A 14,855-nucleotide genomic window follows, 5' to 3' on the forward strand; every position below is an offset into this window, starting at 1 on the left:
CCGAGCGGGATCAGCCGTAGCGTGGCTGTATGAGTGTTGTTGGCGAGCGGGTGAAGAATGCTCGTAAGCGTGCCGGAATGACACAACGTGAATTGGCGGGGGCTGCTGGGGTCTCGTTGTCTCAGTTGCGCAAGATCGAGCAGGGAGACTACGAGCCGCGTCTGGAGACGTTGCGTGCGTTCGCCGTAGCGATGCACCTGCGGACCTCAGCTCTGCAGGTCGAGCCCGATTACGAGCAGCCCGACAGTGGTACCGAGGAGCAGTGGCGGCCGGTTTTGCCCGCGCTGTTCGGCAACAGCCCACAGCCGGATGTACCCGCCACTGTCGAGGGCGTGCAGGCGATGCTTCGCACGGTGCAAGCGATGATCGGTGCCGACCGGTATCAGGAAGTAACGGTGTTGCTGCCGAGCTTGATTCGCGATGTGGAGAGCCTCGGGGACGGACGCGCGTTTCGTTTCAAAGTGCTGAATGTCGCGGCGTCGCTGCTCGCGCAGACCCGGCAATTCGAGGCGGCCGACATGGTTCTCAGCCGTGCGGTCGACGTCGCGGAAACTCATCTGGAAGCGGCTACGGCCGTGGACACGTTGCTGTGGTCGCTGCTGCGGCAGGGCCGGTTGGATGATGCTCGGTCGATGGCGATCCGCTGGGCGGATGACATCGAGCCGCGATTCTCGCGCGCAAGCCTGCAAACGGTGGCGATGTGGGGGCGGCTGTGGTTGAAGATCGCGAATGCGGCCGTGCGCGACAATCAGCCGGGCGAAGTCGAGGATGCCTTGGCATTGGCTCGGGCGGCGGCCGCTCGGATCGGGCACGACGTCTATGTCGACCGGCTGCTGGGTCGCACGTTCGGGCCGCTCGAGGTCTCGTACATCGCTGCCGAGTCGTTCGTCATCTCACACGAGCCGGAGAAGACGCTCGCAATCGCGTCCAACGTGCCGGCTCCGCCGATCGAACCCGCGGGTGCCAGCCGGATGCGCCACAAGCTCGATGTGGCCAATGCGCATACTCAGATGGGCAGGTTCGGCGAGGCCCTCGAGTCCTTCCGAACTGTGCGGCGGACAGCGCCGGAATGGCTTGTGCAGCAACGTTATGCGCGTGACGTCCTCAACGAGGTAGTACGCAAGCGGCGCACCCTCACGCCTGACATGCGAGAGCTGGCTGACGCCGTTCAGCTCGAATACTGAGCCGGGAGAAGCGTCCCACGAATGGCACTTCCGGCCTTCCGGGGTCACAAGTGTCATTGTTTGTGCTGTTCGTGGCTGTGACTCTCTATTCGGCCCCATCGCCGGGTGGTAGCCGACTCCTTGGCTTCGCGGCTCTCTGGCGGTGGGCGCTTCCAAACGATGGCGGAGCGAGAGGCGGGCGGGTATGAGGGCAGTTTCGACAACGCTGAGCGGCACGGGATGGCTCTTGCTGCTTCTGATTTCGGCGTTGGTCGTGTTGACTGTGGCGTTGATCCGGTTACCGCTGCGTGGTGAGCGCCGGAGTGATCGCTCGTGAAGCTCGGCATGCCTGTCGCATTGGGTTGGGTGCACCCGGAATCTGTTGCGCTGGAATGGGATATGGCGCAGGTGCGGCGGCTGGCGCAGCGGTTGGGTTACAGCTTGGTGTGGGCGCCGGAAGTCAGTCGCATTCCTCTCGCCGACCAGGTGCGGGCGGCTGGTGCGGAGGTTGTGATCGCCCCGGCCGCAGAGCATTTCGATGTCATGACTTTGAATGCGGTGATGTGTGTGGCCGACATCGAAACGGTTTGTCCGCGACTGAGTTTCGCTCGGTGGGCGGTGAAACAGACTCCCGAGCGGACGATTCGGTGAGCTGGTGAGTCGCCCGGCTTCAGTCGGCGGCGGCGAGGGCTGCGGTGTACTGGGCGTCGGTGACGGGCTCGAGCCAGGTGGTGCCGTCGCCGGTGCCGTCGCCGACGGCCAGGGCGAGGTGGGCCATGAGGGTGGTGTCGGTGGCGCCGTGCCAGTGTTCTTCGCCGGGCGGGCAGGTGACGGTTTGCCCGGCGGTGATGCGCAGGGTCCGGCCGTCGCGGGTGCCGACCAGGCCGACGCCGTCGGTGACGTGCAAGGTTTGGCCCAAGGCGTGGGAGTGCCAGTTGGTGCGCGCGCCGGGAGTGAAGCGGACCAGGGCGGCGGCCAGGCGGGCGGGTTCGGAGGGGGTCTGGATCATGCTCAAATAGACGTCACCGGTGAAGCGTTCGGCGGGGGCCTTGGCGGTGGGGGTGCTGGCGATCCTTTCCATGACGACTCCTTTCGCCCAGGTGGGGGCTGCGTGGTGAGGGGCGGACGCGATCAGACTGTGAGCAGGACCTTCGTCGCGCGGCGCTGGTCCATCGCGCGGTAGCCGTCGGCGGCTTCGTCGAGCGGCAGGGTCAGGTCGAAGACGTCGCCGGGGTCGATCACCCCGCTCATGATGAGGTCGATCAGGTCGGGCAGGAAGCGGCGCACCGGGGCGGGACCGCCGTGCAGGTGCACCTCGGCGAAGAACAGCTCCATCCCGTCCAACTGCACGTCGTGGGCCACACCGACGTAGCCGATGTGACCGCCGGGGCGGGCGGACCGGATGGCCTGCTCCATCGACTCCTGGGTACCGACTGCTTCGATGACCGAGTGCGCGCCCAGCCCGCCGGTGAGTTCCTTGATCCGAGCCACGCCCGCGTCGCCGCGCTCCTCGACGATGTCGGTGGCGCCGAATTTCCTTGCCAGCGCTTGCCTTTCGGGATGCCGGCTCATGGCGATGATCCGCTCCGCGCCGAGCTGGGCGGCGGCGAGCACACCGAGCAACCCGACCGCGCCGTCACCCACGACAGCGACCGTCTTGCCCGGGCCGGCCTCGGCGGCCACCGCGGCGAACCATCCGGTGCCGAGCACGTCGGAGGCGGCCAGCAGGTGCCGCACCTGTTCCGGCGTCGGCTCGCCGGGGACACGAACCAGGGTGCCGTCGGCCAGGGGGATGCGGGCACGCTCGGCCTGGGTGCCGATCGACCCCATCACCACGGCGTGGACACACCGAGACTGATAGCCCGCCCGGCAGATCTCGCAGGTGTTGTCGGAGGCGAAGAACGATCCCACCACGAAATCGCCGACCCGCAACTCCCGCACCTCAGGGCCGATCTCCTCCACGACGCCCACGTATTCATGGCCCATCGGGGTCGGTCCGTTCAGGGCCTCGACCCCGCGGTACGGCCACAGATCCGACCCGCAGATACAGGTGGCGGTGACGCGGATGACCGCGTCGGTCGGCGCGACGATCCGGGGATCGTCCCGATCCTCGACCCGTACGTCGCCGGGGGCGTACATGACCACTCCACGCATGATCGGCTCCTTCGTCTGTCGGTTCGGCGCTTCCCGGATCCATCTCGTGGTTCCCAGTCGGCCCCTGTTCAACCGATCGAGACAGGTCTGTCGTGGGTGTACGGCGTGACCGGTCGATCCTCCACCCGGAGGTCCCGAGCTTCCGGCCTGATACCGGCAGGGGCCTCCGCGCCCGAGGCGACGTGCCGATCCGAGCGAGCCTTTCTCGGGTCGGTTCCCCGAGTGGGGAAGGCCGGCGATGCCACTGCGCGGGTGGTGCGACCTAACATACGGGGCAGTTCGATCGCGCAGCCCGAGTATCGGTCCGCCGGGCAGCTTCTCTGCCCGGTCGACCGGCCCGCAGCCGACTTGAACTCCTCTCTCGCAGAAAAGGATTGGTCCGTGAGCAGCAGCGGAGCCCGCACGATCGATGCGACGGCGTTTTTGGTCGAATATCCGGAATATAGCGAAACAGCAGTGCTCGATGAATTTCGTGATACCGAGTACGCATATCTCGATCAGCAGCAGCATATTTATCTGGACTATACCGGCGCGGGACTCGCCGCCACGGCCCAGCACCGCGCGCATGACGAGTGGGTCACCGCCGCCTGTTATGGCAACCCACATTCCGATAATCCCACGTCATTGGCTGCGACGGCTCGCATCGAGGCTGCCAGGGCTGCCGTATACAGCTACTTCAATGCCGCACCGGAGGAGTATGCCGTGATATTCACGGCTAATGCCACGGCCGCCTGCCGATTGGTCGGTGAGGCGTATCCGTTCGATCGGTCGACCGCACTCGTCCTCACCGCCGACAACCACAACTCGGTCATCGGAATAAGAGAATTCGCGCGCGCCAAGCACGCCCGCACTGCCTACGCCCATATCACCGGAACCGAACTTCGAGTGAGCGAGCAGTCCGTCCGCACGGCACTGAGTCGCCGGGCGCTGCCGGAAATCCTTGCCGCCGTATCCAGATCAGGGAAGCGGCGACGCGGGTTGTTCGCCTATCCCGCGCAGAGCAACTTCAGTGGAGTCCAGCATCCCTTGGAATGGGTGGAACTCGCGCACGAGTACGGATTCGACGTACTGCTGGACGCGGCGGCCTACGTGCCCTCCAACAGACTCGATCTCGCCGCGGTACCCGCCGATTTCGTACCGGTGAGCTGGTACAAGGTATTCGGGTATCCGACCGGTGTCGGCTGCCTGATCGCCCGGCGGGACGCCTTGGCCCGGCTGCGACGACCCTGGTTCGCGGGCGGCAGTATCCGCGCGGTCAGCGTGCGGGGTGGTTGGCACGCCATGGCGCCGGGCGGTACGGCATACGAAGACGGCACCGTGAACTTCCTGGCTGTGCCCGATGTGGAATACGGGCTCGATTGGGTGCGCGGTATCGGCATGGATTTGATCTGTCGGCGCACCCGTTGCCTGACCGGATGGCTACTGGATCGACTGACGGCGCTGGAACACGACAACGGTATGCCGCTGATTCGAATCTATGGTCCGCGCACGATGGTCTGCCGCGGCGCGACAGTGGCTTTCAACATTCTCGACCCCTCCGGCGCCGTCGTCGACGAACGTCTGGTCGCGCGCGAGTCCTCGGCGTCGGGCCTGTCGCTCCGGACGGGCTGCTTCTGCAATCCCGGCTCGGGTGAGGCCGCTTTCGGTCTCAGTCGAACGGCCCTGCGCCGCATGGCCGGACGCCAAGTGCGCACCATCGACGAGTATGTCGCGGAGGTCGGCTTGCCGACCGGCGGCGCGATTCGTGTATCGCTCGGAATAGCCTCGAACTTCCACGATGTCCAGCGGTTCATCGACTTCGTCGGCACCTATCGCAATCGCCCGTGTGAAAGTCACGATCTCCCGCCACGCGAGCAGTGCTGAGTCCGATTCGCAGCAGTGCCCAGAACACACCATCGCCCGCCCGGTAACCCGCAGTTGACGGACCGGGCGGGCGGTTACTCAGCGGGGGACGCTGCCCGTCAGCTTTCCACCCGCGGCGTCGAAGACGAGGCAGGTGATGCCGCGGTCGCGGTCCCAATCTTTCTTGTTGTCGGGGTAGAGGTAGGAGATTTGGAGTTTGTCGAGCATGGGGCTGTTGGCTAGGGCCTGCTCTATGTCGGCGGTGCAGCGGGTTTCGGCCTGCTGGGCGACGGTGGGTTCGCCGGGCCAGGAGCCCTTGGGGAGGTCGAATTGGCTGATGACCTCGCCGTCGTGGGCTTGCGTGCAGGGGGAGACGGAGATCTCGGTCATGCGTTTGCCGTCTTCGATGCCGCCGACGCAGTCGCCCGCGCGCAGGCGGGTCACCGATTCCGATCCGCTGCTGGTGATTTCGCCCGAGGAGTCCCGCGGGCTGTTGGCGATTCCGGCGACCGCCCCGATCACCCCGAGCGCGATCCACGCCGCCGTGAGCACCAGGCCGGCGATCGCCAAGCCGCGGCCGCGCTGGCCGGTCTTCTTGATCTGCACCAGGGCGATGATGCCGAAGACGATCGACAGCCCGCAGATGCCGCCGAGGATGCCGGTGACCAGTGCGGCGATCGCGAAACCGTTCGTGCCCTGCTGCTGTGGCGGCGGCTGCTGAGCGAACTGGCCGGGCACCGGCGGGTAACCTCCGGGCGGCGGCCCCGGTGGCGGAAACCCTTGCGGCGGCGGCTGATTGACGTTCAAAGCGATTCCCCTCCAAGGAAACCTGGCCCGCCGGGGCGGCAGGCCGACCGCTCACCGTACCGTCCCGTATGTCCGGAGCGCGCGCCGGTTCCCACTCGTGGGGTCAGCGGCCTACGTCAAGTTTGTCGACATCGGTGAGAACCTTTTCGTGCCAGTCGATCTCGGCCTGGATGCGCATCCTGGCGTGGTCGACGACGAGATCGTCCACCGCGCCCTGGTCCGGCCAGCGCCGCTCGAGCTGATGTTCGATGCGCACGAGATGCGCACGCAGCGCGGCCATCCGGTCGGTGAAATAGCCGCGCAACAACTCCGGATCGAGGTCGGTGCTGACGGCCAGTGCGAGATCCACCGGATCGGGCCGGATGGCGACGTCGGTGAGGGCCTCGTCGCGCAGGGCCCGCAATTCGCGCAAGCCCTCCTCGGTGATCTCGTAGACGGTCCGGGCGGGCAGCGCGCCGGGCTGTTCGGTGCGTAGCGGCCGGATCAGGCCCTCGTCGCTCATCCGGTGCAGCGCCCCGTACAGCGAGCCCGGCTTCACCCGCGACCACAGGTCCGCGCGGTCCAGCCGGGCGTCGCGGCGCAGCTGGTGGCCGTGCATGGGACCGCGCTTGGCCAGTGCGGCGAGGACGAACAACCGGGTCTCGTTCACCCCCTCAGTCTGACATGACTACTCGTATTTGAGTAGTCTCGCGGGCATGGCTGTACGACCGATTCTCATCGCCGGCGACCCCCGGCTCACCACTCAGGCCGTTACCGTTACCGAGTTCGGCGCCGAGCTGGCGGCGTTCATCGACACCTTGTTCGAGACGAATACCGCCGCCAACGGTGCGGGCCTGGCCGCCAATCAGGTCGGCGATCCCCGGGCGGTATTTGTCTACGATCTGATCGACCGCGGGGTGCGGCAGCGCGGTTACGTCGTCAATCCGGTGCTGGAGACCTCCGATATCCCGGAGACGATGCCCGACCCGGAGTCCGACGGGGAGGGCTGCCTTTCGGTGCCAGGTGAATGGTTCCCGACCGGCCGCGCGCACTGGGCGAAGGTCACCGGGGTGAACGCGGACGGGCAATCGGTCACCGTGGCGGGCACCGGCTACCTCGCTCGCTGCCTCCAGCACGAGACCGATCACCTCGCCGGGCGGCTCTATCTGTCTCGCCTGATCGGTCGCAACCAGCGTGCGGCCCGCAAGATGCTCAAAGAGCGAGACTGGACGGGGCCCGGCAACTCCTGGCTTCCGGGCACCGTCGCCGACCCGTTCCACGGCTGAACACCGCGGCGTTCCGCTCGTCGGCGACCGCTATGCGGGCGATCGATCGGAAATCTAGTGAACATCATTTAGTAAAAGGTGTTCACAAAACGAGTGTGGTGTGGTTCACTCCTGTGGAACGTGTTCCAAAGGAGGTACCGTGTCAGCCCCGTCCATCTCGCACGACTTCGACTTCACCGATCCCGACCTGCTGTCCACGCGCCTGCCCGTGGAGGAGTGGGCAGAGCTGCGCCGGGCCGCGCCCGTCTGGTGGGTGGACCAGCCCGCCGGCGTGAGCGGGTTCGACGACGGCGGCTATTGGGTCGTCAGCAAGCTCGACCACATCAAGGAGATCTCCAAGAACTCCGAGGTGTACTCGACCCACGAGAACACCGCGGTGATCCGCTTCAACGGCGACATCACCCGCGAGGAGATCGAGATCCAGCGCGCGATGCTGGTGAACACCGACCCGCCCGCGCACGACAAGCTGCGGCGCATCATCTCCCGCGGCTTCACCCCGCGCGCCGTGCAGACCCTGCGCGAAGCGCTGGTCGAGCGGGCCGAGCGCATCGTGCACGAGGCCAAGAAGACCGGCGGCGGCGACTTCGTCCAGCAGGTGGCGGCCGAGCTTCCGCTGCAGGCGATCGCGGAACTGCTCGGCGTGCCGCAGGAGGACCGCGGCAAGCTGTTCGACTGGTCCAACCAGATGATGGGTTACGACGACCCGCAGTACCAGGACACCTACCGGATGGCCAACGCCGAGGTGATGGGTTACGCCTGGAACCTGTCGGAGGAACGCCGCAAGTGCCCGGCCGACGACATCGTCAGCCAGCTCGTCACCGCCGACGTCGACGGGGAGGCGCTGGGCTCCGAGGAGTTCGCGTGGTTCGTCATCCTGCTGGCGGTCGCGGGTAACGAGACCACTCGCAACGCCACCACGCACGGTATGAAGGCGTTCATCGATTTCCCCGAGCAGTGGGAGCTGTACAAGGCCGAGCGGCCGCGCACCGCGCCGGACGAGATCGTGCGCTGGGCCACCCCGGTCATCGCCTTCCAGCGAACCACCCTGCAGGACACCGAGATCGGCGGCCAGCCGATCAAGAAAGGGCAGCGGGTCGGCCTGTTCTACGCCTCGGCCAACTTCGACGAGGAGCACTTCGACAAGCCGTTCGATTTCGACGTGATGCGAAACCCCAACCCGCACGTGGGATTCGGCGGCACCGGCACGCACTACTGCGTCGGGGCCAATCTGGCGCGGCTGCAACTGGACCTGATCTTCAACGCGATCGCCGACGTGATGCCCAACCTGCGTGAGGTCTCCGAGCCGGTACGGCTACGCTCGGGCTGGTTGAACGGAATCAAGAGCTGGCAGGTCGCATACGAATGACCGGCCGGGCCCGGACGCGGCGGTCGCCGTGCCGGGCCCCATCATTCGTCGAGGGGTAGGACATGAAGCAACCCGCACGCCGCGGCCGGATGCCCGCGGTGAGCGACGCCGACATCCGGCGGGTGGCCAGAAGGCTGCTGGTGGAACAGGGTCCGGAGGCGGTGACCCTGCGCGCCATCGCTCGTGATCTGGGTATCACCGCGCCGGCGCTGTACCGGTACTACTCCTCGCGCGACGATCTGGTCGCGGCCCTGCGCAGCGACGTCTGCGCCGACCTCGCCGCCGAACTCGCCACCCAGGTGGCGGCGCTGCCCGACGACGGCGTGGTCCAGTTGTTCGCGATCTGCAAGGGTTTCCGGCACTGGGCGCTGGCGCACGCCAGGGAGTTCACCCTGGTGTTCGCTTCGCCGGCCGGTGACGTGCCCAGCGCGATGCGGCAATTCGACGAGCCGTTCGGCCGCATCTTCCTGGAGGCGGCCGGGCGGCTGCTCACCACCTACGACATCGTCACCCCCGCAACCGATGTCATCCCCGACGCGCTGCGCGAGGACCTGATCGGCTTCCAGACCGAACTGCTCGCGGTACTCGCCGAATCGGGCCAGAAGTTCCCCGCCGAGAAACTCGACCTCGGCGTCACCTACCTCATGATCACGTTCTGGGCCCGCCTCTACGGCCACGTCACCCTCGAGGTCTTCGGCAACTACCCCATCCCCGTCCGAGACTCCGACGCCCTCTTCGACGCCACCCTCGCCGACCTCGCCCGCACCATAGGCCTCACCGCCGCCTGAGTCCACAGGACCCGGACGCACGCCAGCATCACGTGTCCCGTGGAAGCCGTGCTCAGTTCATCGTGTCGATTACCGGACGCCGGATGCCCTGGAACCGCCGCAGGATTCGGGGCTGGCGGAGGAAGCGGGCCATCCATTCGCCGAGGGTGACGCCTGCGGCGAGGGCGCAGGCGACGCCGAGGGCGGCGAGCATCTGGTTGAGGCCGAGGAGTTGCTGGTCGTTGAGGAGTGCGGCGAGGCCGCGGTAGACCTTGAGGCCCGGTAGCAGGGGCGTGATCCCGGCGACCGCTACGACCAAGGGCGGGGTGAGTGCGCGGCGGGCCATCAGACCACCGGCGAGACCGACGACGGTCGCGGCCACGCCGGAGGACACCACCGGGCCGAAGTCGGCGTACTGCACGAACAGGTAGCAGACCGTGGCCGCCATACCGCTGAGCGCCGCGGCGGCGAGCGCGCGCCGCTCGGCGTAGCACGCCAGCGCGAAGGCCAGCGAGGCCATGGCGCCGGCGATGAGTTTCACCGGGAGATTGGTGATGTCGTAGGACGACGACGACATATTGATATGGGGCGAGGAGGCGTTGAGCAACTCCGCGGCGCGCAGCGCGAGCGCCACACCCGCGATGATGCCGCCCGTCATGACGAGCAGTTCGAGCATGCGCGCCGCGGCGGTGATGGGCGCGCCGGTGATGGCGTCCTCGACGGAACCGACCAGACTCAGCCCACTGAGCAGCACGGTGATACCGGCCGCCACGATCAGCGACGAATTCGCCTCGATCCGGCTGCCGAAGGTGTTCAGCAGGATGGCCGGCACGGTGGCGATGGCGCCGCCCATCATGTGCTGGAAGAAGAACGGGAGCCCGCGCCGGTTCAGCCAGCGATTGGTGCGGTCGATGGTCGCGGTGGCGAGGAAACTGATGGAGGCGAGCAGGGCGCCGCCGCCGAGCAGCAGCGCGATCGAGGCCGCCATGAGCGACCACCCGAACGTCGCGACCCAGCGGTTGTAGGGGTGCGGCGCGGTCGTGATCTCCTCGAGCGCCGCCAGCGCCTCTTCCGGCGGCACCAACTCGCGGCGGATGCGGCGGGTGAGCCGGTCGACCGCCGCCAGCCGGGTGAAGTCCAGCGAGCGGTAGTTCACGATTCGCATGGTGCTGGCCGGCGGCAGGGTGGGCCCGCGGTCGGCGGAGATACGGATCGAGTTGTAGGTGACGTCGATATCGCACTGCGCCAAACCGTATGTGGCGGCGATGAACTCGACCTGCGTCATGGTGTCGGTGACACCGGTGCCCGACGCCAGCACCACCTCGCCCACGCGTTCGGCCAAGTCCAACACCTGGGTCACGCGGGCGTCGTCGGTGAGATCGATGGGCTGCAGCGGCGCGGGCGCCTGCACCACCGCGTCGACGGTGGCCTGGCGCTCCGCGACCAGTCTGCCGGCGAACTTGGTCAGCGCGCGTCGGACGCCCGACGACCGCGGATGCGGCGGCGCGTCACGGATGATTTCCGTATCGACCTCTTCGCTCACACACTGCAAGGTAGATGCTGCCCCGCAATCCGTCAGCCTCCGTCGTGCGCACCGGTGATCACGGTCCGGACACAAGGTGACCGCCGCTACGGGCGAATTCGCAGGTCGGGGCCGGTCCGCGCGACCGAACTCCGATAACGGCCCGGCCCGAGGTGTGGCGAATTCGGCATTACGTGGCCGACTCACGCCCGATCCCCGCCCGTTACTCCGCCGCCCGCGGGCGCACGGCCCGGCAGGCCGCCGGTCCGGCATCGCGACGGCAAAAGGCATTGGCGGAGTTCGCTTTCGGCGGTATCGGCCGGACCCGTACGCGGCAGCGGAGAGCAGTGTGCGGCGAGCGCGCGGGGTGTCGTGGGTTACGGTTCGGATTAAGCTGGGCGCGGGCGGCTATCGTCGGGTTATGGGCACTGAGAACTCGACCGCGGACCAGCTACGAGCGGCCCTCGACGGACCTTGGCGCGACATTCGCGAGCAGGCGCGCCGGCAGCTGGGCGACGACCGCCTGTTCGGCGATCCGTATCTCGACTACCGCGCCGCCCGCGCGCGGGTCCTCGAGCAGATGCGGCTGGTCGCCGAATTCGGCTTGGCGGAAAAGGGTTTCCGGCTCGAGAACGGCGGTTCCGGTGACCCGGGCGGCGCGGTGACCGGTCTGGAGATGCTCGCCTACACCGATCTGTCGCTGTGGGTGAAGGCGGGCGTGCAGTGGGGGCTGTTCGGCGGCGCGGTGGAGAACCTCGGCACCGATCGCCATCGCGACGTCGTGAAGCGGCTGCTGTCGCTGGATCTGCTGGGCTGCTTCGCGATGACGGAGTCCGGGCACGGCAGCGACGTGGCAAACCTCGAGACCACCGCCACCTACGACCCGTCGACGCAGGAATTCGTGGTGCACAGCCCCACCGATTCCGCGCGCAAGGACTACATCGGCGGCGCCGCCGAGCATGCCCGGATGGCCGCCGTGTTCGCCCAGCTGATCACCGGCGGCGAGAGCAAGGGCGTGCACTGTTTCCTGGTGCCGATCCGCGACGAGCAGGGCCGTGACCTGCCCGGCGTCACGACCTCCGACTGCGGGCTCAAGGGCGGCCTGCCCGGTGTCGACAACGGCCGGATCGTCTTCGACCACGTGCGGATCCCGCGGGAGAACCTGCTGAACCGCTACGCCGACGTCGCGCCCGACGGCACCTACGACTCCGAGATCGACAACCCCAGCCGCCGCTTCTTCACCACGCTCGGCACGCTGGTGCGCGGCCGGATCAGTGTCGGGGGCGCGGCCGCGGCGGGCGCGCGGGTGGCCTTGAGCATCGCCCTGCGCTACGCCGACCGCCGCCGCCAGTTCGACGATCCCGACAGCGGCGAGGAGGTCCTGCTGCTGGACTACCGCAGCCATCAGCGGCGGCTGCTGCCGCACGTGGCGCGGGCGTTCGCGCTGTCGTTCGCGCAGAACGACCTGGTGCGGCGGATGCACGCGGTCCAGACCGGGCAGGATCTCAACCCGAGTTCGCAGCGGGCGCTGGAGAAGCGCGCGGCGGGGCTGAAGGTCGCGCAGACCCGGCACGCCACCCGGGCCATCCAGGAGTGCCGCGAATGTTGCGGCGGCGCAGGGTATCTCACCGAGAACCGGCTGGTGACACTGAAGGCCGACACCGACGTATTCACCACCTTCGAGGGCGACAACGTGGTGCTCACCCAGCTGGTGGCCAAGGAACTGCTCACCGCCTACGCCGACGAGGTCCGCGATCTGGACGCGCTGGGCTGGGTGCGGTTCGCCGCGACCATGGGCCGCGACGTGGTACGCCAGGGCACCGGCGTGCGGCAGCTCATCCAGCGCCTGCGTGACCGCTCCGACACCGGCGTGGACGACGGCGATCTGGCCCGCCGCTCGGTGCAACTGCAGCTGTTCGCCGACCGCGAGGACTACCTGGTCCGCACGGCCGCGCACCGGCTGCAGGCCCGCGCCAAGGAGACCGGGCCGTTCGAGGCGTTCAACAACGCCCAGGACCACATCCTCGCTGCGGGCGAGGCGCACATCGACCGGCTGGTGCTGGAGGCGTTCATCGAGGGCATCGCGGGCATCGATGACCCGGACGCCCGCGATCTCGCCGAGACGGTCTGCGACCTGTTCGTCTACTCCTCGCTCGAACAGAACCAGGCGTGGTACATCATGCACCGCTTCATGTCGGTGGAGCGGGCCAAGGCGGTCCGCCGCGGCGTCAACGAACTCGTCGACCGCCTCCGCCCGCACTCCGCCACCCTGGTCGAGGCCCTCGGGGTCCCCGACTCCCTCCTCCACGCCGCCATGCTCGACGACGCCAGCGTCCACCAGGGCGCCTGAGCGCTGGTCCCGTTATCGTCGAGCGGTGAATCGTCCGCTCGTTGCCGTGCCGCGGCGGGTCGCGCTGCCCGCGACCGTCGCGCTCGGTGTGCTTGTCGCCGTGGTGTTGCCGCTGACCTTTCCGAGTGGTGGTGGGCCTACGGCGTTCGACCGTGTCGTGGGGGAGTGGGTACGGTCGGCGCTGGGGGCGCATCCCGGGGTTTTCGATGTGCTGGTGGTTCCCAGCAACGCTTATGTTCTCCTGCCGCTGCTGGTGATCGGGACGGTCGGGTACGCGGTGCGGCGGGAGTGGTGGAGGGCCGGATTCCTGCTCGTGGCACCGGAACTCGCGGTGGCGATCAACACCTGGGTGCTGAAACCGCTGTGGGACCGGCCATTACAGGATTACCTGGCGTACCCGAGCGGCCACACCGTCCACTTCGTCGCCATCGCAACGGCTTTCGTGCTGCTCGCCGAGGATCGTCGCCTCCGGACCGCGCAGCTCACGGTGTCCGTGGTGCTGCTGGTGGGTGTGGCCGTGGGCATGGTCGGGCTCGGCTATCACTATCCCACCGACATCCTCGGCGGGACGGCGGCGGCGATCGCCCTGGTGACGGCGATGTACGCGGCGCTGGGACCGCTCAGCCGGGACCGTAGGTGAGCACCAGCGAGATCACGAACCACAGCACCCAGGCGAACGCGATCAGCATGCCGATGGCCAGGGCGATGCGCAGGAACCCGCGCCCGAAATCGACCCGCTCGGCCTCCTTCGGATACAGCTTCCACGGGCTGTACCAGGGCATCGTGATCGCGAGCGGCCCGGCGTAGGCCTGCTCGGCCTGCGTCTTCTCCTCCATATAGGCCTCGGCCTGGGCCTGCTGCGGGCCGCCGTACCAGAGCGTGATGTCCACCGGACCGCCGAAACCCTCGTGCTCGAGGTCCTGCGGGGCAGGCAGATACGGCAGCAGGCCCAGCCCGCGGAAGGTCATCGCGATATCGGTGGGCGTCCACTGCGCGCGGCCCTGCGAGGCGAGCGTGTGCAGGTAATCGGCCAGGCGGCGGGGATCGTCACCGAGCACCACCTCGAAGCTGGGATCGCTCCACAGCTGCCGGACCCGCAGATCCGAGCCGTTGGGCGGGACCACCAGCACCACCCCGCTCACCACCCGCTGGCCGAGGCCGCGCTCGGCCAGCCAGTTCTGCAGCGCGTAGGTGTGGTCGCGCGACTTGTCCAGCGGCGGGCGGCGGTCCCCGCCCTCGAGCGTCACGATTTGATTGCCCACCCGCCAGGGGCCGTTCAGCGGCACCTCCAGCTCGCCCCCGGCTTGCTCGGCGAGTGCCTCGGCCTCGATGATCACGCAGCTGGTCGGCGTCCAGATCACCGCGTCGAACTGATGGAGCCGATCGGCATGGAACAGGCTGCAGTTCACCGTGGCCACGCCGTGCGGGTCACCCGGGCCCTTCCAGGTACGCAGCCAATCGACCAGCGTCCGCTCGGCCAAGGTGCCGGCGGCATTCTGCACTCGCACGAGCATTGGCGATCAGCCCTTCCCGTCGACACTTGTCTCCGAAAGCATAAGGGCCCGCGCCGGATCGGTGGGGAACCGTCACCGCGTGTGGGCATATCGGCGGCCTGGTCC

The 14,855-nt window shown here is 67.9% G+C and carries 14 protein-coding genes; 8 read left to right on the forward strand and 6 right to left on the reverse strand.

What is annotated here, in order from left to right:
- The first annotated feature begins 29 nt into the window (after nt 1-29).
- Both ACFMRZ_RS01640 and ACFMRZ_RS01645 read left to right on the forward strand, forming a co-directional pair.
- A complete protein-coding gene (locus ACFMRZ_RS01640) occupies nt 30-1,184 on the forward strand; it encodes a helix-turn-helix domain-containing protein (RefSeq protein WP_400177585.1) in 1,155 nt (384 codons plus the stop codon).
- A 312-nt stretch (nt 1,185-1,496) separates the two neighbouring features.
- Nucleotides 1,497-1,814 carry a hypothetical protein gene (locus tag ACFMRZ_RS01645; RefSeq protein ID WP_400177586.1) on the forward strand — a complete coding sequence of 106 codons (318 nt, stop codon included), beginning with the start codon at nt 1,497-1,499 and terminating at the stop codon, nt 1,812-1,814.
- 19 nt (nt 1,815-1,833) lie between these two features.
- On the opposite strand, the gene ACFMRZ_RS01650 is transcribed toward ACFMRZ_RS01645, so the two are convergent.
- Nucleotides 1,834-2,244 carry a cupin domain-containing protein gene (locus ACFMRZ_RS01650; protein WP_400177587.1) on the reverse strand — a complete coding sequence of 137 codons (411 nt, stop codon included), beginning with the start codon at nt 2,242-2,244 and terminating at the stop codon, nt 1,834-1,836.
- Between the two features lie 50 nt (nt 2,245-2,294).
- Nucleotides 2,295-3,317, reverse strand: coding sequence for a zinc-dependent alcohol dehydrogenase family protein (locus tag ACFMRZ_RS01655; protein WP_400177588.1), 1,023 nt, complete (start codon nt 3,315-3,317; stop codon nt 2,295-2,297).
- 222 nt (nt 3,318-3,539) lie between these two features.
- On the opposite strand from ACFMRZ_RS01655, the gene ACFMRZ_RS01660 reads away from it, so the two are divergent.
- Nucleotides 3,540-5,180, forward strand: coding sequence for an aminotransferase class V-fold PLP-dependent enzyme (locus tag ACFMRZ_RS01660; protein WP_400177589.1), 1,641 nt, complete (start codon nt 3,540-3,542; stop codon nt 5,178-5,180).
- A gap of 78 nt (nt 5,181-5,258) precedes the next feature.
- On the opposite strand, the gene ACFMRZ_RS01665 is transcribed toward ACFMRZ_RS01660, so the two are convergent.
- Together ACFMRZ_RS01665 and ACFMRZ_RS01670 are read right to left on the reverse strand one after the other, a co-directional pair.
- Nucleotides 5,259-5,897 carry a DUF4190 domain-containing protein gene (locus tag ACFMRZ_RS01665; RefSeq protein ID WP_400177590.1) on the reverse strand — a complete coding sequence of 213 codons (639 nt, stop codon included), beginning with the start codon at nt 5,895-5,897 and terminating at the stop codon, nt 5,259-5,261.
- Between the two features lie 172 nt (nt 5,898-6,069).
- Nucleotides 6,070-6,615 carry a PadR family transcriptional regulator gene (locus ACFMRZ_RS01670; RefSeq protein WP_280365999.1) on the reverse strand — a complete coding sequence of 182 codons (546 nt, stop codon included), beginning with the start codon at nt 6,613-6,615 and terminating at the stop codon, nt 6,070-6,072.
- Nucleotides 6,616-6,661: 46 nt separating this feature from the next.
- Here ACFMRZ_RS01670 and ACFMRZ_RS01675 point away from each other — a divergent pair, with 46 nt between their 5' ends.
- The 3 genes from ACFMRZ_RS01675 (at nt 6,662) to ACFMRZ_RS01685 (ending at nt 9,385) form a co-directional block, all read left to right on the forward strand.
- Complete coding sequence (locus ACFMRZ_RS01675; RefSeq protein WP_400177591.1) at nt 6,662-7,231, forward strand: peptide deformylase; 570 nt, start codon at nt 6,662-6,664, stop codon at nt 7,229-7,231.
- Nucleotides 7,232-7,370: 139 nt separating this feature from the next.
- The gene (locus tag ACFMRZ_RS01680; protein WP_280276479.1) at nt 7,371-8,597 is read left to right on the forward strand and encodes a cytochrome P450; all 1,227 of its coding nucleotides are present in this window, start codon (nt 7,371-7,373) and stop codon (nt 8,595-8,597) included.
- Between the two features lie 62 nt (nt 8,598-8,659).
- Nucleotides 8,660-9,385, forward strand: coding sequence for a TetR/AcrR family transcriptional regulator (locus tag ACFMRZ_RS01685; RefSeq protein ID WP_400177592.1), 726 nt, complete (start codon nt 8,660-8,662; stop codon nt 9,383-9,385).
- Between the two features lie 52 nt (nt 9,386-9,437).
- Here the strand turns inward: ACFMRZ_RS01685 and ACFMRZ_RS01690 are convergent, their stop codons facing one another.
- Nucleotides 9,438-10,832 (reverse strand): threonine/serine exporter ThrE family protein, encoded by a 1,395-nt coding sequence (locus ACFMRZ_RS01690; RefSeq protein WP_400182748.1) that lies wholly within the window; start codon nt 10,830-10,832, stop codon nt 9,438-9,440.
- A gap of 475 nt (nt 10,833-11,307) precedes the next feature.
- On the opposite strand from ACFMRZ_RS01690, the gene ACFMRZ_RS01695 reads away from it, so the two are divergent.
- Nucleotides 11,308-13,236, forward strand: coding sequence for an acyl-CoA dehydrogenase (locus ACFMRZ_RS01695; protein ID WP_280276481.1), 1,929 nt, complete (start codon nt 11,308-11,310; stop codon nt 13,234-13,236).
- 25 nt (nt 13,237-13,261) lie between these two features.
- Nucleotides 13,262-13,876 (forward strand): phosphatase PAP2 family protein, encoded by a 615-nt coding sequence (locus tag ACFMRZ_RS01700; RefSeq protein ID WP_400177593.1) that lies wholly within the window; start codon nt 13,262-13,264, stop codon nt 13,874-13,876.
- Here the strand turns inward: ACFMRZ_RS01700 and ACFMRZ_RS01705 are convergent.
- Nucleotides 13,857-14,738 carry a nuclease-related domain-containing protein gene (locus ACFMRZ_RS01705; protein WP_400177594.1) on the reverse strand — a complete coding sequence of 294 codons (882 nt, stop codon included), beginning with the start codon at nt 14,736-14,738 and terminating at the stop codon, nt 13,857-13,859. The two genes, ACFMRZ_RS01700 and ACFMRZ_RS01705, sit on opposite strands and share 20 nt — an antisense overlap.
- Between the last annotated feature and the right edge of the window lie 117 nt (nt 14,739-14,855).

Source organism: Nocardia sp. N2S4-5 (assembly GCF_044628355.1).
GTDB lineage: Bacteria > Actinomycetota > Actinomycetes > Mycobacteriales > Mycobacteriaceae > Nocardia > Nocardia wallacei_B.

What these genes read in the sequence shown, in the direction of transcription:
- ACFMRZ_RS01655 (WP_400177588.1), bottom strand. Translation starts at nt 3,317, where the DNA reads ATGCGTGGAGTGGTCATGTACGCCCCCGGCGACGTACGGGTCGAGGAT.
- ACFMRZ_RS01650 (WP_400177587.1), bottom strand. Translation starts at nt 2,244, where the DNA reads ATGGAAAGGATCGCCAGCACCCCCACCGCCAAGGCCCCCGCCGAACGC.
- ACFMRZ_RS01640 (WP_400177585.1), top strand. Translation starts at nt 30, where the DNA reads ATGAGTGTTGTTGGCGAGCGGGTGAAGAATGCTCGTAAGCGTGCCGGA.
- ACFMRZ_RS01685 (WP_400177592.1), top strand. Translation starts at nt 8,660, where the DNA reads ATGAAGCAACCCGCACGCCGCGGCCGGATGCCCGCGGTGAGCGACGCC.
- ACFMRZ_RS01695 (WP_280276481.1), top strand. Translation starts at nt 11,308, where the DNA reads ATGGGCACTGAGAACTCGACCGCGGACCAGCTACGAGCGGCCCTCGAC.
- ACFMRZ_RS01675 (WP_400177591.1), top strand. Translation starts at nt 6,662, where the DNA reads ATGGCTGTACGACCGATTCTCATCGCCGGCGACCCCCGGCTCACCACT.